The organism is Paenibacillus sp. UNC217MF (genome assembly GCF_000686865.1).
Lineage (GTDB): Bacteria > Bacillota > Bacilli > Paenibacillales > Paenibacillaceae > Paenibacillus_B > Paenibacillus_B suaedae.
On the sequence record NZ_KK366029.1, the window covers coordinates 231,789 to 253,040 of the forward strand.

Below are 21,252 nucleotides of genomic sequence, written 5' to 3' on the forward strand. Positions count from 1 at the left end.
GGCAGCAGGCTGAGTTAGAAAATGCCACCTCTTCTATATCGGGGCACTATCTATGTTATCTTGCGGTTTACCAAGCGCGTTCGTAAGACTTCGGCTTAGGCAGTTCAGCACGAAGTGCTCGTGCAGCCCGCAACGGCCAGTATGGGTCACGCAGCAGTTCACGTCCGAGAAGGACGAGATCCGCACGGTCATTACGGACGATCTCTTCTGCTAGAGCTGGCTCGGTAATAAGGCCGACTGCTCCCGTAGCTATGCCAGCCGACTGACGAATGGCATGCGCATAAGGCACTTGGTAGCCGGGGAATACATCGATTGGATGCGGTACTACCGCGCCGGAACTGCAGTCAACGAGGCTGACGCCTTGATCCTTCATGCGGCGTGCATAGTCGATATAAGCTTCCAGAGAGTTGCCTCCATCTGCATACTCATTGGCCGAAATACGCACGAACACGGGGCCTTCCCAATTGAGGCGCACTGCATCGATTACATCGCTTAAGAAGCGGTATCTTCCTTCTGTGCTTCCACCATACATGTCCATGCGCTGGTTCGTAAGCGGGGAGAGGAATTCATTGATCAGGTAGCCATGAGCACCATGGATTTCTACGATATCGAAGCCTGCTTCCTTCGCTCTACGAGCGGCTTCTGCGAATGCCTTCACCGTCCGGCGAATCTGCTCCTGCGACATTTCTTCAGGCACTGCGTAATCCTCACTAAATGCAATTGCCGATGGAGCAATTGCGCCTGGAACGGTAGCCTTGCGGCCTGCATGGGCAAGCTGGATTGCGATCTTGCTGCCATGGGAATGCACCAGATCAGTAAGCTTGCGCAGACCCGCAATCTGATCGTCGCTCCAAATTCCTAAATCACGAGCACTGATACGACCTTCTGGTGTGACGGCAGTCGCTTCCACGATAATAAGCCCGACTTGCCCAACTGCACGAGAGGCATAATGGACCAAGTGCCATTCCGTTACTTTGCCATCTTCATCATCACATGCATACATGCACATCGGAGACATAGCAATCCGGTTCGGGATTGTAACTCCTCCGATCGTTATCGGTTCAAACAAGCGAGACATGTGTAAGTATCCCTCCATCTCCATTGGAACTAGATCATTGATCATTCACTCATGACTATTATACGCCCGTCCAGACAGCAGGCACAAATGACGGACTGTTGAACCTTTATTTATTGACAAGCTTAGAGGCTTGCTTTATTTGCTTCGTTAGCCATGTCAGGCAATCCGCGGTGATCTCGTCGCGGTTCGTTTCATTGAGCAGCTCATGGCGCGCACCCGCATAGAGCTTGCATTCGACTTGTTCCAGACCAAGTTGTCCATATAGATCCGCCAGCTTGCGGACACCCTTGCCGTAGTTGCCTACCGGATCTTCATCTCCTGCAATAAGCAGCATAGGCAGCTGCTTCGGAATGCGGTTCATGACCTCGGGACGATGGATATTGCGCAGCAGCTTGAAGAAGTCGCGATAGAATCCGACCGTGCTTAGAAATCCACAGTAAGGATCTGCAACATACTTATCGACTTCCTCCAGATCGCGGCTTAACCAGTCTACCTGTGTGCGCGCTGGCTTGAATTTGCGATTGAAGCTGCCGAACGCCATCTTATCGATGAAGGTACTGCGATGGCGAGATCCCTTCACCGAGGCGATCAACTTCGTAACGCCGACACCTGCTAGCAGCTCAGGACCGCGAGGGCCATTGCTTCCGCATAGGATGACGCCGTCTATCAGGCTCGCATGTTCTGTTATATATTGCTGAGCGAGGAAAGAGCCCATGCTATGAGCGAACAGAAACAGAGGAATATCGCCATTCTGCTCTCGAATCATCTTGGTGAGCTGCGCCATATTGCGCACCATCCACGTGAATCCGTCCTCGCCAACATAGCCCAAGTCTTGCTCTGTTGCTGCTGTAAGGCCATGACCGCGATGATCATTGGCATATACGATATAACCGGCAGCCGTAAGCTCTTCGGCAAAGCGCTCATAGCGAATCGCTGTTTCGGTCATCCCATGAGCGATTTGTACCACGCCTCGAACCTCAACTGTGTCCTCGGGCATCCAGTGGTAGACATGAATCCGTACTTGTTCTTCATCTATAAATTGAAAGGTGTTCGTTCTCATCAGATTGCCTCCTCATCGGCATTTGTTCCGTTACCCTTTTCTTACATTATATCGAGAGCTTTGAATCGAAAGCTACGTTATTTTCTAACTGCATCATACACGGAATTCATTCCACTATGGTATGATACATTACAAATAGACTGAGGGAGGCGGTACAGATGTTCACACCGACACTATATACTGGCGATAGAGCCAAGGATTATCCGATTATCAATGGACAGCTGGCCGCATTAATCGAAGGTGAGCCGAATTTCATTGCGAATATGTCTAATGCAGCTGCGCTATTGTGGCATGGGCTTAAGGATATTAACTGGGCTGGATTTTACTTGATGGATGAGGAGAAAGGGGAACTTGTGCTCGGGCCGTTCCAAGGACTGCCTGCATGTGTAAGAATTCCGCTTGGCCGCGGCGTGTGCGGAACGGCGGCGAAGGAACAGCGTACAGTAATTGTGCCGGATGTTCACGCATTTCCCGGACATATTGCCTGTGATGCGGCATCGCGCTCCGAAATTGTTGTCCCACTGATAAAGGAAGGCAAGCTTATCGGGGTACTGGATATCGATAGCCCGATTACAGATCGCTTCAATGAACAGGATCAAGAAGCGTTGGAGAAGCTGGTCAGTGCGCTTTTAGCTGAGAGCCAATTGTAGACGTTTCGATTTGATGCGGAAAATAGAAGATGGTGCTGCATGAAGGGAAGGAACATCGTTCTAGAATACCTCTGCAGCACTATATAGTAAATATAGGTAAATTTATTTTAGTGTTGAAACAATAATTTGACTTCTCTATAATATTTGGTGTCAACAAAATTTGCTGGTGTAGCTCAGGGGTAGAGCAACGCATTCGTAATGCGTGGGTCGGGGGTTCAATTCCCTTCTCCAGCACCATGTAATGTCGATAACGGCGCGGTTTCCGAGCAATCGGAGATCGCGCTTTCCCCTTTTCTAGGGCTGACTTCTAACATTCTTCTAACCTTTATCCAGATAAAGTGGATTTTCAGTATCTATTTTCGTTCCTGTAATCGAATCGCCAATATTGCGTTGAACTGCCTCCTGCATGTTTGGCAACACATGTGAGTAGGTATCAAGTGTTACGTTGATAGACGAATGGCCAAGACGTTCTTGAACGATCTTAGGGTGTATACCTGCTTTCAATAGCAGTGTGGCGTGAGTATGCCGAAGATCATGAAATCGTATCCTAGGGAAATCAGGATGTTCATTTTTTTTCTCAAAATGCTTCTCCAACAATGTCACTGTGTTAGGGAACAGAGAGATATCTCGTTCGCTACTGTCGCTATTCGTGTCGTCAAAATCATAGACGTTAAATTAGAGGACGTTTACGCCCTGAAAACGATGATCGATAAAGATGTAATTTATCAATAAGTGTGATTTCATCATTCTGGGAATTTCGTCCAATAGTATATTTTAGGAGGTTTACAATGAAGAAAAAGCTGGTCATTTTTGTATCACTTGTTTTTGCTCTTACCTCTTTGTTAATTGGTGGAGCATTTGCTAGTGGGAAAATTTCAATTGTTGTAAACGGTCAAACAGTACCTACTGACGTTTCGCCTCGCAATGTTGATGGAAGAGTCATGGTTCCTATTAGTACGATTTCTAAGGCATTAGGTGCTGGTGTGACTTGGGATTCTAAAAAACAAACTGTAATTATTAATCAGAAAAACGGAACTTCGGTTTCTACTCCTGATCTATGGAATGAAAAATTAAATCTGTCTGGGGACAATGGGCAGACATCGTATCTTTAATTAATAAGTATTTCGTTTCATATGATTCGAGGGATGAAGAAGCTTGGAAAAAAACAATAGCCTCCAGTTACTTGGATAACGGATCAATCGAACTACCAGGAGGAGGAGTATATCCTTCCATTTTAGAACTGAAAATAGTAGATGCTAAAAAAATTGTAGATGCTAAAAGAAAAGGAGAAGGTAGGAGCGACGGAGACCAATACAAAGTACGTGTAAAAGTAGTTCATTACATGAACTTATCCACACCATTTGTGGCTGAATGGGACTTTGATGTAGCTCCGTATATGAGCAAGGGATACCTAATAGATTATGCAAACATAATCAGTGATACCCAATTAAAGAATTATACCGTTTTCCCTGGTTTAACATTCCAGGATGTTTCTGAATAATGGAATTAATTTTGGAACGAGGAGGATTAGAGTAACCTGTCATAGTGGCAGGTTACTTTTGTTCTTTTCAAGGTACAGTTCAAGACAAAATTGATATTTTGAAAATCGACCTACATACAAGATATAGATCTTTATATATCTAAAGTCGATATAAATATCAATATATAGGTTGACTTAAAACAAAAATTTGTTCTATAATCTAATTGGGTAGATTATGTAATGTTCATTTATTGATATATTCAAGGAGGGAATTTGCGATGAATTGGGGATATTCTTCACCATTTGTTTCAGAATTGATCGGCATTCCCTACGCGACACTTGATTCATGGGGAAGAACTGGATTCTTCACCTTCCAAAGGAAGAGCTACACGCCGATTATATTCTGAATTCGATGTCTTGGTTTTGATGGTTATAAACTATTTGAAGAAATCTGGTTTACACAATGATTCAATAACTAAGCTAGTCAATGGGATGAGATACAACGAAAATACAATAATGCTAGGCAATGAAAATCAGTTGCTTTTGTTCGGTGTTGAAGGTGGTATTAAACTTTATACCGACAAGTATGACATGGTTGAGGAACTTATTAACGGCAAGGCTCTTTGGGTGATTTCAGTTGGTCAAGTGAAAGTGGAAGTGTTCAAAGAATTGAGAAGTTGGGATGCTGCAATTAAAGTCGAAAATGACATGAAGGTTAGGGTGGGTTAAAAATGGACGAAAAAAAATGCTCCCCATCTTGTCGGGAGCCCACAATTAATTAGTGGTTTCTATTTGTGCGAGAACCACTACAGTGTAATGATAAAAATAACCGTACATACATTGTAGCACACAGGATCACTCCCGACAAGAAATAAACACTTTGGGAGCTGATTTTAAATGGATAATAGTAAAAAAGTATGGAATGAAAGATTACAGTGCTACGGAATTTTCCGGGCATGGAGGAAACACCCTAAGACCCAGCAAGTGTTGTGGGCACGTAATTATGGTAAAAAGGCATGGTTTATTCCTCTTGATGAATTAGAACGAGAAGCATAGGTAACTACAGTCGCTAGTGGTTCAGCGACTGTTTTTTAATAACTTGAAACCGAACAAATGATCTTATACAGTAGGGACAAATGTTCTTGTGTAGATGAGGAGCATGCATCTGGAACATTACATTGGTCGTGAAATCGAGATCATTTATGAGGATAAGCATGGTGAAATTACACAGCGCCATATAGTGATGGAGTGCTGCATGCAACCTGCATGAAGGCTAAGGCGTGGAGGCCGATTAGAATCGAACGTATCTTATCCTGGCGATCTGTAAAGGGGAGGACAGCATGAAGAACTGGAGATAGGAGTTACAGAGTAAACCGGTTCCTATAAAGCAAGGGAAGTCGCTATACCTTTGTAACTGTATGGCCGCAATGCGTGGCCGTTGGATAGACGGGGTATATATGTGTACACGGTGTAAGAAGCCTGTGTATAGTTGAAAAAGAAAAGCCCCGGATTAGTCCGAGGCTTCATAATGTTATTTTATTGCTTCTTCAATTTGTGTCTTTAACCTTTTAATTTCTGTATCATCGTCACGCCCCTGTAATGAAGCGGCATATGCAGTAAGTAACATTTCTAAGTCAGCACATGCAGGGCTCAATACGATCTTATCACTTTGATTGAGTTTAGATTCTTCTATCTCATTTCTTAAATTGCTTACATTCTCTTTAAACTCACGAGCAAATTTAGCCCACTCAACTGCATCTAACGATTTTGAATGGCTCCCATATGTATCCTTAATTGTTTTATACGATCCAATGATTTTATTTTTGTACTCTTTGATCATTGCACTGTGATCAACTTTTGAAGCCTCTTCAACTATAATTGATTTGGAGTAATTAACGGTTTTCCCCAAGTCGCCTTCTTTTACTAAATCACCTTTTAAATTTTCAGAGTTCTCTCCGATGATTTTTTTTACAGCGTCAGGTTGAACAGAAGCAATAGGCATTGTAACATCTACATTGTATGCACCAGATTCCAATGCTTGTCCGTTGTAGGAGAACTCTTCCGTCATAAATTCATTGCTAATGACAACGGCAGATGATTGAGCCCGAAATCCATTTTCATTGGATACTGTGATCATAAGACCTGTCCCATCTGGTAGATTGGTGGTTCCGGTTAATGATACTTTTCCAGCAGCTACATTCTCTTTGACACTCAATTCTACATTAATATCTTTAGTCATATCTTTTTTGTCGCCTTCATCTACAGAGTTTGATGTATTAGTGGATACAGTTGACACTGACGCGACATTTTTCTTACCGTCGTCTAAAGCGGCTCCTATTGCTGCAGGTACAATAATAAGTACAACCAATAAAATAAACCACCAACGTTTATATACTGGTTTCTTGGATTTACTAGTAGTCAAGAAATCCCCTCCCATTAATGATTGTCTGGGGATAGTGTACCATTATTAGGAATTCACAACTATGAAATTACTGTCAAAATAATGATTAGGCATTAGATATAAGAAAACCTCGGATTACTTCCGAGGCTTTTGTTTTATGCAACAGCAAAACCACAATAAAGAAGACAGGGATTATGTCTTATCAAAAGATAGTAGAAGTCCAAGAAGTCCAAGAAGTCCAAGAAGTCCAAGAAGTCCAATATGGTCAATAATTATAAGTGATTAGATATAATGTTTGATATTTATTAGTTAAGAATGGATAGAGCTTTCAGATATATCTGAATCTCTATCCATTTTTTCATTTACAATTACATTATGAGTTTGTAAAAAGTATTAGTTGTTATTAGTGATTGAGCTATAGTTCCCCGTTAGCGTAATGATTTATTAGTTGCTTTAGAATAGATATCGCTATGTAAGAAATACTTTACAATTTGTAAGAAATAAATTACAATTCTTTTAAGAGGTGGTGTTATTGTTACAAAACAAGTTAGTAGTCTACCGAGCAGAAAAGGGATGGACACAAGAACAACTTGCACAGAGGATTGGCGTTAGCCGTCAAACCATTGCGACTCTTGAAAAAAACAAATACAACCCATCCCTTATTCTTGCATTTAAAATCGCAAATGCCTTTGAGAAGCCATTAACCGATGTTTTTGATTATAAGGAGGAGGTGTGGGAATGTTATTGATAAAGATTCTATTTTTTATTTTGATAATTCTTAGTCAGATGTATAAATTGAAGTTTCAATCAAGTGATGAGGCAAAGGATGAAAGAGGCAAGGAAATTATATATAAAACAAATAATAGGCTATTTAATATTTTATATTTAGGAATCATTTTATTAATTGTGCTTCACTTGCTTGAATTTGTTTCAACGAAATATCTCCCTGATATATTATTATATTTCACACTTTCGTTGAGCGTTTTTGGGAGTGCCTTTCTATATATTAACAAGAACAAGAAAAATTATTAAATGAACCGCAATCGACCTCTTAATTGAGGTCTTTCTTTGGGTTAGCCCGTATTAATTTATTGGTTTTAGTGGACTTTGCACATTTTTCATTTTACAGAGTATTCTGGATCTCCCTTTTTTCATCTACCCAATCATCTACCAATCAATCTACCGATATAGAAACCCAACCAGAACCATAGAAGATCATATTTTTAAGAAATCAGCTTACTACAGGCAAAGAAGACCATCGGAGATCATCAAGGATTATCGGGAAACGCATTCGTAATGCGTGGGTTGGGGGTTCATTTCCCTTCTCCAGCACCATGTAATGTCGATAACGGCGCGGTTTCTGAGAAATCGGAGATCACGCTTTTTATAGGAACTTCACATGCTGAATAAAAGATTTCTGTTAAACAAGTGGTGTATTTGTCGCATTAGTGGCAATACGCCTTTTCCATATTCAGTTATTTGTTCATGTAGTAATACTCTATTTGTTATAGTAGATAGGTATTTTAGATGAATATGGAGGAATATAGTGGTATATGTCGAAACAAAGTTGAGGTAATTTATGCTAAAACATGAACAGGGGAGAACTGAATGATGAAAGAGAAACTAAAAGGACTACTAATGGGAGTAGTAATCGGAGGTCTGCTATCTGGTACAGCGGCATTTGCTGCCAGCACGGCAAAAATTGAAGTTTCGTTTGAAAACATCAAGTATATGTTTGATGGTGTTCAGAAAGCTAGCACAGATAATGCGATTGTCTATAAAGGGCAACTATATGCACCGGTGAAATTCATAGCTAACGCTTCTGGGAAAGATTTTACGTATGATGGGAAAAGTAAAACAGCTTGGTTTGGCAAGAAAGAGGGAGAGTTCAAATATTTATCCGATGTAAATTATGCAAGAACTGATGGCCCAAATGGTTCAAGCGTTAGTTTTAATCAAAACCCCTACAGCAATAAGATTGAAATTGCAGGAAATAAGTTTCAAAAAGGGATTGTTTTTAATCTTAGCTTTATGAACACCCAAAGTACCTCTATTGACTATAACTTAAATGGAAAATATAAAAAGCTATCAACTTTTATTGGTGTAGATGATGCAACGAAAAATTCTAATAGAGTGGTTACCTATCGCTTTATTGGCGATGGAACTGAATTGGCTTCAATTGAAAATGTAACAGGCGGAGATAACCCTAAACCTGTAAATATTGATGTTAGCGGGGTACTTAAGCTTCAAATTGTGGCCGAACCAGGAAATGTATTTGAGTCTACGTGGGCAGCACTCGCAGAACCTAAATTGTTTCAGTAACATGCATAAATGATACTTTATCAATCTTAACAGAATTAATAAAAGAGAGGGTCATCGAATAGCATTTCTCGTTGACTCTCTCTTTTTTGAATGACCTGGTTTCTCAGTTCAGCGGATTGCAGAAGCTAGCGGTGTTTTACCTAAGCTCAAAGATACTATTTCTTAACAGGCGTAAACACACCATTATGATAGGTTCCAAGATCATAGTTGTGGATCGTAATGGTATGCGTAAGCTCATTCCAATCTGGTGCAACGGCATCCATGCTGTACATTTCCAGACACCACTCATATTGATCTCGCGCTGCTTGCATGAACGTGGTTACAACATTGTTCAATTCTTTATCAGATAGAGTGAACTTCCCAGACCCCGCATATTTAGTGTTAAATTCGGGCTGAGTGCGAACGTCTATGGTCGTGCCGCTCGTTCCTTTGCGATAGACGATATCGTCGAAGTAGATTTTATCCAATATCAAATGATCGGATACGACGTTTTCCTCCATGTCATGTTGAATATTTGCATACAAGAGATTGTTCTGCAGTTGATTGATCGTAAATCCCTGTTTGCTGTTGTCTCTTTTAAGTTCCTCATAGTCCGCTTGCAATTTAGAGAAGGATTGCTGCAGCTTCTCTGTGGCTTCGTTGACTTTATTGCTCTGTACCCATGCGTAGATAGATATGGCGATTGCACAGCAGGTTGCAAGTATAGAGATAACTACAATGCTGGAAGAAAGGAATCTTCCATTGGCTGTAGACTCCGATTGCTCAAGGATCCACTTATCATCCATTTCTGTTTTCTCCTATCATGTAACTTCCTTTGTGAGATGATTGACTTCGATTACAGGAAAAAACCCGTAGGACAGCTACGGGCGCATAAATCGATATCATGATCTATAATTAATTTGGAACTTCATTGGTGACTACTATGAGATGGGTGAACGTCCCGCCAACCTTGTTATCAACTTCCATCCGTCCCGTTACTAGCCCAGAAATCGTAACCTCGTCGCCAACTTCGATATCTCCGCTTGGAACAAGACTCAAAAAGTCAACAATGACTTCATCTTCGGTGACAATAATAATCTCCGAACGAAGAGGAACTTCGTCGCTAGGTGGATAATCGGTGACTAAGCTCACTACACCAGTGAATTTTACCAATTTCCCATAATAATCCCACGGAGTCTTATGTACCTTAGCGGGTACAGCTTTCCCGGATGCTGGAAGCTTCTTGCCAGTCAGCAGCAAGTCCGCTGCAAACTCTATATTGCCATTTGTCTCCGCATCTACATCGGTTACGTTCCAAGTTGTATTGGCCTCAGATTGTTCCGTTTCTGCGGCTTGAGCTGCTTCCTCAGCAGCTTTTTTTTCTGCGGCTTCTTTATCGGACTTTTCTTTTTTTAATTTGTCGGCTTCTGCTTTTAATTTTTCATTCTCTTCTTTTAGTTTCTGCTGCTCAGCAACCGATTCTTTCGGAGCACTTGCGTCTTTTCCACTGCAAGCAGTGAGCATCATGAAGCTGGAGGCGATTAGTAAAATGACAGCTAATTTCTTCAAGCGTGCATCTTCCTTTCGTTATTCCCTTGAAAAGGGAGAGTAGCGCCGAAGCAAGTCGCTAGACTTATTCGATTCTATGAGTCAATTGTACCATCTTCCATTTCTGGGGCGAACTTATTTAATGTTTATTTCACTATAAACTGGGAATATACATTCAATTTCTAACCTATTTTCTATTGATTCGACATTACTATGAAGGAGTGATGATAGGTGAGCAGTGTACCTTAGTACAAATGGCCTTGTCGGCGTTAGCAGCAGAAGAACTTCAAAGCTGTTTATTGTAATGTGTCTTGGACAAGCTACAAACCGCATGTATGAATGAATCAGCAGAAAATTTTATATTGATTATAATTTGTGAACCGAAATAGTAATGTCGTGAACAACTAGCCTAATACATAACAAGAGAAAACAAGCTATATCAGCCGGACAATTGCCAGAGTCAAGCTTCTATGAAAGTACGTATGTTTTACTATAGAAGATTTGCGACGGCACTTCTAACTTAGGGTGATTCTCCTATATACAATCCATATGCGGCAATGATCCAAGCGGCGTTCAACTCCTTTGAACGCTTTTTGGTGATAGATCAGCTCTCGCAGCATGCAGGGCAAGTCTTCTGGGAGCAACACATTATGCAGAAGCGAGATGATGAATCATGAAGATCGTCATTCAACAACGTCTGATTCCAGATGGCAGTCCAAACAAGCCGAGCAAGCCTATGACACCACAGTGGATTACGATCCACAACACGGACAATACAAGCGGAACAGCGGAATCGCACGCGCGCTACTTGTTAGATGGAAGCGGCGGGAGACAAGCATCATGGCACTATACGGTGGATGACAAAGATATCTATCAGCATCTGCGTGATAATGAGCAGGGATGGCACGCGGGCGATGGCAATGGGCCTGGCAATACGACAAGCATTGCTATTGAGGTATGCATGTATACGGGCATGAATCAAGATGTGGCTTGGAATAACGCAGCGTGGCTCGTGGCAACACTGATTTTGCGCTATAAACTAACGATCGATCAAGTTGTGCCGCATCAGAAATGGTCAGGCAAGCAGTGCCCTTCGCAAATTCTCCCGTACTGGAGCCAGTTCATTATTTTAATTAAGGGGCAAGTACAGCAACTTCAGAATGGAATCCGCATTCTAGTCAATGGACAAGAAGCAGCGCAGGGAATAATGAAGGAAAATGTCGTATACGGTCCGATTCGTGATATGGGTTCAGCATTGGGTCTTTCTGTTGGATGGGACAATACGAAGAAGGTCGCGTATCTCAATAATATCTCTCAGCCAAATAGCATCATTCTGAATGGCAGTGCCTATGTACCTGTTCGAGCAATTGCCGAATCCATAGGGGCCAGCGTCACATGGAATGGAACAGAGAGAATTGTCAGCATCCAGCGCTAGGATAAGAAGGAATGGGAGCGTAGAAGATTTGCGTTCGTATCTCGTGTACCATAGGTTAATTTATTGGAGTAAAGTGGTAAAGGGGCGGATGTCGCCCCTTTTTTCTTTCTATATAGTCTCTTAAAAAAAGTTATCAGAAAAATGAAAAATATAATTGCGAATTATAAATATTTTCCATCATTTTACTACCTGTAGGCTGATTCAAATGATACAATGTTTAGGAAAATATATCCTTCACAAAAAAATCGAAAATGAGAGAGGGGAATTATGTGGCAAAAAAGAAATGGATGTCATTTATGCTGCTCTTGGTACTAATGGGATCGCTGTTATCAGCGTGCGGTGGTTCAAGCACAACGACGAATCCGCCTAAGGATGAGCCCAAAAATACCGAACCAGCGAAAACGGAAGAGCCAGCGAAGGAGAATACGGCTCAGACCCCGAAAGATGGAGGTACAATCACGTTAGGTACCTTCTCGGATATCGTTTCGGTGAACCCATTGTACGTAAGTGATACTTCATCCGGGGATGCTGAAATCTTGATCTTCTCCAGCCTGTACGATCTTGACCGTCAAGCGAACGTAGTCGTAGAGCCTTGGTCTCTCGCGGCTGAGCCTCCTCAAATCAGTGAAGACTTGAAGACCTACACGGTCAAATTGAAGCCAGAAGCCAAATGGAGCGACGGCCAACCAGTAACAGCGGATGATTTGATCTTTACCATTAATACGGTACGCAACCCAGAAGTAGGTTCCCCAGGTATTAGCCAATTCGAACATGTTGAATCGGTAACGAAGATCGATGGACACACTGTTCAGATCAAGTTAAAGCAAGTATTTGCCCCATTCCTCTACTCTCTTAGACTTAAACCAGTGCCATATCACATCTTGAAGGATGTTCCGATTACAGAATTGAAGAAGCATCCATACGGTTCCAAACCAGAGCAGACTGTAACGAACGGCCCTTGGAAATGGACTGAATGGAAGCAAAAACAATACTTAAGCTTCGACGCAGACCCGAACTACTGGGGAGCGAAAAAACCTCACATCCAGAAAGTCATCTACAAAATCTACGCAGATCAAAATACAGAAGTGCAAGCTCTCATCAAGGGAGATGTCGACTCTGTATCAGCGATTCCAGTCACCCAACTAGCAGCTGTTCAAGCTCGCGACAACCTCAACGTCATCTTGGCACCAGGACCACTCTACGAATACATGGGCTTCAACTTTAACAAAATGAACTTCGATAATAAAGAAAGCTTCTTTGCTGGACAGAAGACAAGACAAGCGATCGCTCACGCGCTTAACCGCCAAGGCATGGTCGACAATATCCTTAAGGGAACAGGTAAGTTGATGAACTCGCCATTCCTGCCAGGTTCATGGGCAGATCCAGCCGAAACTGCAGTAGTTTATAACTATGATGTGGAATTGGCGAAGAAGCTGCTGGCTGAAGATGGATGGAAGGCTAGCACTGAAGGTGGCATTTTAGAGAAGAACGGCGTGAAGTTCTCCTTCGAACTTCAATACAATACAGGTAATAGCCGCCGCGAACAGGTTGCTGCTGTTATCCAACAGAACTTGAAAGATATCGGCATTGAAGTGAAGCCGAGAGGCGTTGACTTCGCTGCTTGGCAAGAGCAGAACATTGTACCGGGTAAATTCCAAGCTATCTTGGCGGCATGGTCATTAAATGATCCAGATCCGAACGCAGAAAGCATTCTCTCCTCAAAGTTCTTCCCGCCGAACCAAAATTCGGGTTGGTATAAAAACGAAAAACTCGATCAATTGTGGGTAAAAGGTTACTCTGTCGCTGATCAAAACGAGCGTAAGAAAGTGTACGCAGAGATCGGTAAAGAAATCACAACGGATCTTCCTTATGTATTCATGTATCAATATGGTACACCACAGGGCTTGAACCCTCGTGTGAAATATGCGGAAGAAGACAGACCTGAACCAGGACTCGCATATGGATACATGTTCCGCATGATCAACTGGTGGGTAGAATAAAATACCAAGCACAGGTTGAATATGCATGATGAGGGGAGGGGGTTGCTTGCCCCTTCCTCTTTTATATGGATGTGCTAATACATGAATTCACACGATACGATTTAGGAGGATTTCCTATGACGGAGTATCTGATCCGCCGTGTACTACAGTCACTCTTAGTGCTGTTTTTGATCTCCATCGTTACCTTTGGACTCATTCATGCAGCACCAGGAGGTCCGACGCAAATCTTTCTGTCGCCGGGACTGTCTCAGGAAGCGGGTAAAATACAAGCGAAAAATCTCGGCTTGGACAAGCCGATTCATATCCAATATATTCGCTGGGTGGGAGACCTGTTGAAGGGTGATTTGGGGAAAACCTTCAAGAATAATCTCCCAGTAGGTGATATACTCTGGCCGACGGTGAAGAATACGGTTGTTCTGATGAGCGTTGCATGGCTGCTCTCCTTAATCATTGCGATCCCCTGGGGGATATACAATAGTACGAAGGAGTATGGGTTATCCGATCAGACAGCTTCATTTATTTCGTATGTTGGGTTTGCAATGCCGCATTTCTGGTTCGGTATTCTTTTGCAGAGTTATTTTTCTATTAAATTGGACTGGCTTCCCTTATCCGACATGTATTCGATGGGGAAAGAGGGAGATATTCAGGATTTATTCATGCATCTGATTCTGCCTGTAACGGTTCTTACATTAGGTTTCTTGGCTTCTTATGTGAAATATTCCCGATCCAGTATGCTTGAGGTGCTAGGACAGGACTACATTCGAACAGCGAGAGCGAAGGGAATGAAAGAGAGAAGAGTCATTGCCCGTCATGCTCTGAGGAATGCACTTATCCCGATCATCACAATTCTTGGCTTGGATCTGCCAATTCTCATTGCGGGAGCAGCCATTACGGAGAGTGTGTTTAACTGGCCGGGAATGGGGCGGCTGTTCGTCGATATGGCAGTGTCACGCGAGTATTCCGTTCTCATGGCGATTACTCTTATTACAGCGGTTATCGTCGTTATTGGCAACTTGATAGCGGACATTCTGTATGCCATTGTTGATCCGCGTGTTCAATTGGGCAAAGGGGGCATGTCGGCATGAGTACAGCGAGTTTGCAGGATGCTCAGCTCGAACCGGATAAGACCCGTGGGACAGGCCCTCATAAGTCGGAGAAGCCGACAAGTATGACCTTAATGGCATGGAAGAAATTTTTGAGCAATCCATTTGCAGTGGTTGGAGCCATCGTCCTATTGTTCTTTGTCGCCATTGCTGTATTTGCCAAATATATTGCCCCGTATGACCCAGCAGCGATCGATATGTTGAAGTCAAGTTTGCCATCGGGCACTCCTGGTCATCCACTTGGAACGGATGAATTGGGAAGGGACATCTTGTCACGTCTTATCTATAGCAGTCAAGTGTCGTTATCAGTCGGCTTTTCTGTTGCCTTTATCTCGGTTGTCATCGGCACGATCATCGGCTCGATTTCCGGATATTTCGGCGGCTGGATCGATACGATTTTCATGAGATTTGTTGACGTTATGAACTCTACTCCAACCTTGTTCCTGAACATCTTGGTACTCGCCATCTTCGGCGCGAAGTTCAGCTATATGATATTGATTCTGAGCTTTACAAGCTGGATGGGCTCAGCAAGACTTGTAAGAGGAACATTCCTGCAACTGCGGGAGATGCAGTATGTGGAAGCGGCAAGGGCGATCGGTGTGTCCAGTTGGGGGATTATCGGCAGGCATTTGCTTCGCAATGCCACGGCTCCTATTATCGTAAACGCTACCTTAATGGTAGGCGGGGGAATCCTTGCTGAGTCAGGATTATCTTATCTCGGTTTAGGGGTACAGCTTCCTGATACGAGCTGGGGATTGATGCTTAGCAACGCACAGCAATTCATGCTTGTCGATCCGACGCAAGCGCTTTATCCAGGAGCATGTATTTTTATTGTCGTACTGGCGGTCAATTTTATTGGTGACGGAATCCGTGATGCATTTGACCCACGCAAGAAAGAGAAAATTCCACGTAGGAGGGTGCAGCAATGGCGGGAAAACTTCTTGAAGTCCAAAATCTGACCACAGGCTTTGTGACGGAGCAGGGCATTGCGAAGGCAACAGATCGGATATCTCTTAGCGTGGAGAAGGGTAAAACACTCTGTATTGTAGGTGAATCCGGCAGTGGTAAGAGTGTCGCCTCTCTTTCGATTATGCGATTGATCGACTATGCAGGAGGAACTATTTTCGAAGGCAGCATTCGTTTTAATGGCGAGGATCTGTCAACCAAATCGCAAAAGGAAATGATCAACGTTCGTGGGGAAAAGATTTCGATGATCTTCCAAGATCCGATGTCGGCGCTTAACCCGGTATTTACGATTGGCGATCAAATTGCAGAAAGTTTGCAGCTTCACCAGAAGCTAAGCAAGAAGGAATGTTGGGCTCGGGCGATTGACATGCTGCGCATGGTCGGGATTCCGGATCCGGAAATGCGAGCGAAGCAATACCCGCACGAGATGTCCGGAGGTATGCGGCAGCGGGTTGTTATCGCGATGGCACTCGTGTGCAAGCCAGAGCTGCTTATTGCGGATGAGCCGACCACTGCGCTGGATGTTACCGTTCAGGCGCAAATTCTTGATCTGCTGCAGCGTCTTCAGCAAGAACTTGGCATGGCGATTGTGCTGATTACCCATGATATGGGCGTGGCTGCGGAAATGGCTGATCGCATTGCGGTTATGTATGCCGGTAAGATTGTGGAGGAAGGCAGCGTTGAAGAAATATTTGATCATCCTTCCCATCCATATACAGTAGGTCTCTTGAATTCGATTCCGGGTTTGGAAGGAGCAAGAGGCGAGGAGTTATACACGATTCCGGGAACAATCCCGAGTATCAACAACCTGCCTTCGGGCTGCCGCTTCAATCCACGCTGTGCGAAGGTGGAGGAGAAATGTGGGCATCACGAGCCTACGCTAGGGGAAATCCGGAGTAATCACCAGGTGGCATGTTGGCTGTACGACAGCGATAATGACGGACAATCCGAGGTGAAGCGCGCATGATGGATCAATCATTGATTGAAGTTCGCAACCTGAAGAAGTATTTCCCAATCAAGACGGGACTCTTCAACCGGGTGGTTGGTCATGTTAAGGCTGTAGACGATGTTACCTTCAGTATTACTAGAGGGGAAACGTTCGGCCTCGTCGGTGAATCGGGCTGCGGCAAATCAACACTAGGTAGAGCTATTCTTCAATTACAGAAGCCAACAAGCGGTGCTGTATTCTTTGACGGGAAGCAGATACAAGGGATGAATACGAAGCAGCTGCGGTTGATGCGGCAGGATATGCAGATTATATTCCAAGATCCGTTCGGTTCCTTGAATCCCCGTATACACATTCGAGATATTATTGGAGAGCCGCTTCGTGTGCACCATAAGGCATCTTCCAGTGAAATCGATAAGCGTGTAGTGGAGCTGATGGAACTGGTCGGATTGGATCCAGTCCGACGCAACCGTTATCCGCATGAATTCTCAGGTGGTCAGCGCCAACGGATAGGCATAGCTCGGTCGATTGCGCTTAATCCGAGCTTTATCGTAGCAGATGAAGCCGTATCGGCGCTGGATGTGTCCGTTCAATCCCAGGTGCTGAACCTGCTCATGAAGCTGCAGAAGGAACTGGGACTGACCTTCCTCTTTATCGCGCACGGTCTGAATGTAGTACGCCATATTTCCGATCGAATCGGGGTCATGTACCTTGGCAAGTTAGTCGAAGTGGCTCGCACAGAAGATTTGTTTGCGAATCCTAAGCATCCGTATACCGCGGCACTGTTGTCAGCGATTCCTAGACCGAATCCGCACTATAAGAAGGAGCGAATTGTCCTGCAGGGAGATGTGCCATCTCCGGCGAATCCGCCTTCCGGGTGCCGGTTCCATCCACGATGTGCATTCGCTCAAGAGAAGTGCCGGCTCGTAGCGCCGGAGCTGGAGACGGTTGGCGCAGACCGGCAAGTGGCTTGCCACTTCCCATTGGAGGCAGCTCCAGCATCAATCTTGGCATAATAGAATATACCCATTAAGGCCAGCCCAGTGTACCGGGTGTCATTACGGCATTGTGGGGGACTTTTATAATGCTTCTTTCTTGCTGCGATATGAGAACACGCTTCTCTGCAGCAGGAAAGAGGCTTTATTCTTTTTTCGATGCCCGATTTAATCCTGTCAATGTTATGGACGTATGGTCACTCTTGTATGGATGGGGACAAGAGCTGCCAATTGGAGAACATCCTCATTGTACATGCGGATACAGCCGTGAGATACGTAGTGCCCAATGGAGGAAGGATCATTCGTTCCGTGAATGCCGTAATGGGGCTTCGACAAGCCCATCCAGAAGACGCCAAATGGGCCTCCCGGGTTCGGCTCTTTGTTAATGATCGTATATTCCCCTGTAGGGGTTTGGGTTAACATCTTGCCGACGCCCACAGGATATTCCCTTACAACGACATCTCCGTCCAGTAGGTATAACCTGCGATCAGACAGATCGACAATTATTCGATATTGTGGCATACGCCCAACTCCTCTTGATCAGCATATGCGATAGCAGGAATGGGGGTTCATCGAATGAATAAGCGTGCAGTGGAAGTGCCTGTCGGCGGTTCACGGTACGCTTATTCTGATTCATGTCGTCTTATTCTATCGAACTCATTGCTCTATTGAATCCATTGCATTATTGAACGATTCTGGCTTATTTGCCCTGTGTGAGAGAGTTGCATTAGACTAGATATGATGACTGCTATAAGAAAATCATGACGTAGAAGTGCAACTAAGCGGGGGCAACGGTGTTTAACAGAGCAACTATTAATGCGGATCGTATTTCATATCAATCATATTTAACAATGTTCATTATCAATAGAGATCACAATCAATAGAGATCCTAATCTATAGGGTTCATATTTAATAGAGATCATAGTTACTGAAGGAAATTGAGATAGAAAGCGGTGATAAGGCAATGTAGCAATCGTCACTCATTTACATAGTCGAAGAAAAGGAAATCATACAGGATTGGAATTTTGCCACCAAAGGGGAACAAAAGCATGGAACGGGCTAACATATTGCTGGTCGATGATGAGGAAGAAATGACGGTGTTCGTACGTGATTCATTGGAGGATGACGGGTATTCGGTACGCACGGCACACAATGCGGATCAGGCGCAGCGGCTTATTACGGAACAGTCGCCCGACCTAATTGTACTCGACGTTATGATGCCTGGCACGGATGGAGTGGAATGGTGTAAGCAGGTTCGAGAAGCGGTTGCTTGCCCGATTCTATTTGTCAGTGCGAGGGTGAGTGAAGCAGATCGTATATACGGTCTAGCGGCAGGGGGCGATGATTATATTAGCAAGCCATTTAGCATGCGTGAGCTGAAGGCGCGCATTGAAGCGCATCTTCGAAGAGAACGACGCTATGTGCGGCAGCAGGATAATCATGAGCAAGTACTCATATTTGGAGCATTTACAGTGGATGTGAAGGGGATGGAGCTTCGTTATGAAGGCAAGCGATTGCCGTTAACAAGCCGGGAGTTCGCGATCGTAGAACTGCTTGCTCTCCATCCGGGACAGGTGTTTGCACGCGAGCATATTTACGAACAGGTATGGGGTATGGACGCCCTTGGAGATGATACGACAGTTACGGAGCATGTGAAGAATATTCGGGCGAAGATGGCAGCAGTTCACACGCCATCGCGCTGGATTGAAACCGTATGGGGCATCGGCTACAAATGGAAGGTGCAGGAATGAGCATGCACTCCTTTAAACGTCAGTTTATTACATACTTTGTATGGGTAATCGGTACGAGTCTGGCACTGACGATTGTTGTATGGGGAGCCTTCATATGGATGCAATCGTATGACGACGGCGTGCTCAGACCTGCCAATTACTATGAGAAGCAGATTCCGCCCATACGCAAGTTAGTAGAATCAGAAGGGGAACGCTTGCTGGATAAGGAAAATCAATCGCTCATCGAACGATTAGTAGATGAGAAGGGGATACGTTACGCAGTTGTTGATCGAACAGGTCAATATAGATATGGATCGCTGCCTGATCCGAACATACGTGGTGGGCGCGAACTGATTTCCCTACTCAATGCAAGCGGGATGACGGGAATGGGGCGTGCTCGCAACGTATTGCCTATCGTCAATCAGTCAGGCGAACTGCAGGGAGCTGTAGTCATCAACTACACACTTTCTGTTGGCGTTACTGTGCGATCGAAGCTAGGCCCTTACTTCGGACTATTAGTCATCGCGGTCTTATTTTCACCTTTTCTATTTGTCATTCTATTTGCATGGCTGTTCGGTCGAAGGTTCGGCCGCAAGCTGAGCCGCCCCATCGAGGAATTAATAGAGGGCACGAGACGGGTTCAGCAGCGGGATCTGGATTTTAGCTTCTCCTATGAGGGTACTTCAGAAATAGCTCAACTCATGAAGGCATTCGACGAGATGAGGCGGGAGCTATATTTGTCTCTGCAACGCGAGTGGAAGATGGAGCAGCGGCGGCGCGAGATGGTAGCTGCGCTCGCACATGATCTGCGTACCCCGCTCGCAATCGTGCAAGGTCATGTAGAGGGTTTGCTGGATGGTGGAATGAATCGTCCGGATCGTCTGCAGCGATATTTGACGACGATTGATAAGAATACAAAGCGGGCCATTCGGCTCGTGCAGGAAATGAATCAGGTGTCGGAAATGGAGTCACCGCAGTTCCGTTTGAACCGAAAGCCAGTAGAGATGAATCGATTTATGGAAGAGATCGCACAGGATATGCAGCAGTTGTGCGCGGAACAGCAGATTGAATTCCATTGCATCCCACCTGCAGATCAACAAGCAGAGGGAGCGCTGCTTCTCGATGGGGATCGTCTGAGACAGCTTATGGACAATCTGCTCGCTAATAGCTTACGCTTCACACCTTCGGGCGGCACAATTACGTGGAAGGCGGAATGGAAAGCGCATGAGCTGGAGATGTCGATTACAGATACGGGAACTGGATTCCCAGCACATATGCTGGATTCCGTATTTGATAAGTTCGTTCAAGGCGACGCATCACGTTCGCAATATCAAGGGCATGCCGGACTTGGGTTGTATATGGCGAAGCTCATTATGCGTAAGCATGGGGGAGGCATTCAAGCAGCGAATACGCCTGAAGGAGGGGCACGTATCACACTCAGTTTCCCATTACGTAGATAGCAAAAGAGTTGACAGCTGAAGAGCAGTAGCAACAGAATGCAACAAGTATAGCGAATAATCTATGTCATTTTGTGCAAATCTACTTTATATATTATACTA

General features: G+C 44.3%; 24 protein-coding genes and 1 tRNA gene. 18 read left to right on the forward strand and 7 right to left on the reverse strand.

Going from position 1 to position 21,252, the window contains the following annotated elements:
* Nucleotides 1-67 precede the first annotated feature (67 nt).
* Together namA and BP95_RS0125350 are read right to left on the reverse strand one after the other, a co-directional pair.
* The gene (namA, locus tag BP95_RS0125345; RefSeq protein WP_021256284.1) at nucleotides 68-1,078 is read right to left on the reverse strand and encodes an NADPH dehydrogenase NamA; all 1,011 of its coding nucleotides are present in this window, start codon (nucleotides 1,076-1,078) and stop codon (nucleotides 68-70) included.
* 106 nt (nucleotides 1,079-1,184) lie between these two features.
* Complete coding sequence (locus tag BP95_RS0125350; protein WP_021256283.1) at nucleotides 1,185-2,138, reverse strand: alpha/beta hydrolase; 954 nt, start codon at nucleotides 2,136-2,138, stop codon at nucleotides 1,185-1,187.
* A 158-nt stretch (nucleotides 2,139-2,296) separates the two neighbouring features.
* Here BP95_RS0125350 and BP95_RS0125355 point away from each other — a divergent pair, with 158 nt between their 5' ends.
* The gene (locus BP95_RS0125355) at nucleotides 2,297-2,788 is read left to right on the forward strand and encodes a GAF domain-containing protein (protein ID WP_021256282.1); all 492 of its coding nucleotides are present in this window, start codon (nucleotides 2,297-2,299) and stop codon (nucleotides 2,786-2,788) included.
* 162 nt (nucleotides 2,789-2,950) lie between these two features.
* Nucleotides 2,951-3,025, forward strand: a tRNA-Thr gene (locus BP95_RS0125360).
* Nucleotides 3,026-3,106: 81 nt separating this feature from the next.
* On the opposite strand, the gene BP95_RS32785 is transcribed toward BP95_RS0125360, so the two are convergent.
* Nucleotides 3,107-3,391, reverse strand: a complete 285-nt coding sequence (locus BP95_RS32785; RefSeq protein WP_081677066.1) for a tyrosine-type recombinase/integrase — start codon at nucleotides 3,389-3,391, stop codon at nucleotides 3,107-3,109.
* Between the two features lie 185 nt (nucleotides 3,392-3,576).
* On the opposite strand from BP95_RS32785, the gene BP95_RS31385 reads away from it, so the two are divergent.
* The 5 genes from BP95_RS31385 (at nucleotide 3,577) to BP95_RS33355 (ending at nucleotide 5,324) form a co-directional block, all read left to right on the forward strand.
* Entirely contained in the window at nucleotides 3,577-3,900 is a 324-nt protein-coding gene (locus BP95_RS31385; protein WP_021256279.1) for a copper amine oxidase N-terminal domain-containing protein, read from the forward strand.
* Nucleotides 3,901-3,971: 71 nt separating this feature from the next.
* Nucleotides 3,972-4,289 (forward strand): hypothetical protein, encoded by a 318-nt coding sequence (locus BP95_RS0125375; RefSeq protein WP_021256278.1) that lies wholly within the window; start codon nucleotides 3,972-3,974, stop codon nucleotides 4,287-4,289.
* Between the two features lie 257 nt (nucleotides 4,290-4,546).
* Nucleotides 4,547-4,675 (forward strand): hypothetical protein, encoded by a 129-nt coding sequence (locus BP95_RS34345; RefSeq protein ID WP_268632694.1) that lies wholly within the window; start codon nucleotides 4,547-4,549, stop codon nucleotides 4,673-4,675.
* A 34-nt stretch (nucleotides 4,676-4,709) separates the two neighbouring features.
* Nucleotides 4,710-4,997 carry a hypothetical protein gene (locus BP95_RS0125385; protein ID WP_231515196.1) on the forward strand — a complete coding sequence of 96 codons (288 nt, stop codon included), beginning with the start codon at nucleotides 4,710-4,712 and terminating at the stop codon, nucleotides 4,995-4,997.
* A 168-nt stretch (nucleotides 4,998-5,165) separates the two neighbouring features.
* On the forward strand, nucleotides 5,166-5,324 hold the full coding sequence (locus BP95_RS33355) for a hypothetical protein (protein WP_155987355.1): 159 nt from the start codon (nucleotides 5,166-5,168) through the stop codon (nucleotides 5,322-5,324).
* A gap of 475 nt (nucleotides 5,325-5,799) precedes the next feature.
* Here BP95_RS33355 and BP95_RS0125400 read toward each other — a convergent pair whose 3' ends face one another.
* The gene (locus BP95_RS0125400; RefSeq protein WP_021256276.1) at nucleotides 5,800-6,690 is read right to left on the reverse strand and encodes a hypothetical protein; all 891 of its coding nucleotides are present in this window, start codon (nucleotides 6,688-6,690) and stop codon (nucleotides 5,800-5,802) included.
* Between the two features lie 511 nt (nucleotides 6,691-7,201).
* On the opposite strand from BP95_RS0125400, the gene BP95_RS0125405 reads away from it, so the two are divergent.
* The 3 genes from BP95_RS0125405 (at nucleotide 7,202) to BP95_RS0125415 (ending at nucleotide 8,991) form a co-directional block, all read left to right on the forward strand.
* Nucleotides 7,202-7,417, forward strand: a complete 216-nt coding sequence (locus tag BP95_RS0125405) for a helix-turn-helix transcriptional regulator (RefSeq protein WP_021256275.1) — start codon at nucleotides 7,202-7,204, stop codon at nucleotides 7,415-7,417.
* A complete protein-coding gene (locus tag BP95_RS34130; RefSeq protein WP_021256274.1) occupies nucleotides 7,408-7,701 on the forward strand; it encodes a hypothetical protein in 294 nt (97 codons plus the stop codon). Before BP95_RS0125405 ends, BP95_RS34130 begins: the two co-directional genes overlap by 10 nt.
* 576 nt (nucleotides 7,702-8,277) lie before the next feature.
* Nucleotides 8,278-8,991, forward strand: coding sequence for an NPCBM/NEW2 domain-containing protein (locus tag BP95_RS0125415; protein WP_028533532.1), 714 nt, complete (start codon nucleotides 8,278-8,280; stop codon nucleotides 8,989-8,991).
* A gap of 155 nt (nucleotides 8,992-9,146) precedes the next feature.
* Here the strand turns inward: BP95_RS0125415 and BP95_RS0125420 are convergent, their stop codons facing one another.
* Both BP95_RS0125420 and BP95_RS0125425 read right to left on the reverse strand, forming a co-directional pair.
* Nucleotides 9,147-9,776 carry a hypothetical protein gene (locus BP95_RS0125420; RefSeq protein WP_028533533.1) on the reverse strand — a complete coding sequence of 210 codons (630 nt, stop codon included), beginning with the start codon at nucleotides 9,774-9,776 and terminating at the stop codon, nucleotides 9,147-9,149.
* 109 nt (nucleotides 9,777-9,885) lie between these two features.
* On the reverse strand, nucleotides 9,886-10,539 hold the full coding sequence (locus BP95_RS0125425; protein ID WP_028533534.1) for a hypothetical protein: 654 nt from the start codon (nucleotides 10,537-10,539) through the stop codon (nucleotides 9,886-9,888).
* A gap of 652 nt (nucleotides 10,540-11,191) precedes the next feature.
* On the opposite strand from BP95_RS0125425, the gene BP95_RS0125435 reads away from it, so the two are divergent.
* From BP95_RS0125435 to BP95_RS0125460, 6 genes are all read left to right on the forward strand, one after another.
* A complete protein-coding gene (locus BP95_RS0125435; protein WP_021256270.1) occupies nucleotides 11,192-11,953 on the forward strand; it encodes an N-acetylmuramoyl-L-alanine amidase in 762 nt (253 codons plus the stop codon).
* A gap of 296 nt (nucleotides 11,954-12,249) precedes the next feature.
* The gene (locus BP95_RS0125440; RefSeq protein ID WP_175460771.1) at nucleotides 12,250-13,953 is read left to right on the forward strand and encodes a peptide-binding protein; all 1,704 of its coding nucleotides are present in this window, start codon (nucleotides 12,250-12,252) and stop codon (nucleotides 13,951-13,953) included.
* Nucleotides 13,954-14,069: 116 nt separating this feature from the next.
* Complete coding sequence (locus BP95_RS0125445) at nucleotides 14,070-15,038, forward strand: ABC transporter permease (protein WP_028533535.1); 969 nt, start codon at nucleotides 14,070-14,072, stop codon at nucleotides 15,036-15,038.
* Nucleotides 15,035-16,015, forward strand: a complete 981-nt coding sequence (locus BP95_RS0125450) for an ABC transporter permease (RefSeq protein ID WP_021256267.1) — start codon at nucleotides 15,035-15,037, stop codon at nucleotides 16,013-16,015. The genes BP95_RS0125445 and BP95_RS0125450 overlap by 4 nt, the downstream gene beginning before the upstream one ends.
* Nucleotides 15,982-16,989 carry an ABC transporter ATP-binding protein gene (locus BP95_RS0125455; protein ID WP_028533536.1) on the forward strand — a complete coding sequence of 336 codons (1,008 nt, stop codon included), beginning with the start codon at nucleotides 15,982-15,984 and terminating at the stop codon, nucleotides 16,987-16,989. The genes BP95_RS0125450 and BP95_RS0125455 overlap by 34 nt, the downstream gene beginning before the upstream one ends.
* Nucleotides 16,986-17,984: an ABC transporter ATP-binding protein gene (locus BP95_RS0125460; protein WP_028533537.1), complete on the forward strand. Its 999-nt coding sequence runs from the start codon at nucleotides 16,986-16,988 to the stop codon at nucleotides 17,982-17,984. The genes BP95_RS0125455 and BP95_RS0125460 overlap by 4 nt, the downstream gene beginning before the upstream one ends.
* Nucleotides 17,985-18,146: 162 nt before the next feature.
* On the opposite strand, the gene BP95_RS0125465 is transcribed toward BP95_RS0125460, so the two are convergent.
* Nucleotides 18,147-18,485 carry a L,D-transpeptidase gene (locus BP95_RS0125465; RefSeq protein WP_021256264.1) on the reverse strand — a complete coding sequence of 113 codons (339 nt, stop codon included), beginning with the start codon at nucleotides 18,483-18,485 and terminating at the stop codon, nucleotides 18,147-18,149.
* Nucleotides 18,486-19,012: 527 nt separating this feature from the next.
* Between BP95_RS0125465 and BP95_RS0125470 the strand changes: the two genes are divergently transcribed.
* Together BP95_RS0125470 and BP95_RS0125475 are read left to right on the forward strand one after the other, a co-directional pair.
* Nucleotides 19,013-19,714, forward strand: coding sequence for a response regulator transcription factor (locus tag BP95_RS0125470; RefSeq protein WP_028533538.1), 702 nt, complete (start codon nucleotides 19,013-19,015; stop codon nucleotides 19,712-19,714).
* Nucleotides 19,678-21,153, forward strand: a complete 1,476-nt coding sequence (locus tag BP95_RS0125475) for a sensor histidine kinase (protein WP_231515197.1) — start codon at nucleotides 19,678-19,680, stop codon at nucleotides 21,151-21,153. The genes BP95_RS0125470 and BP95_RS0125475 overlap by 37 nt, the downstream gene beginning before the upstream one ends.
* Nucleotides 21,154-21,252 lie beyond the last annotated feature (99 nt).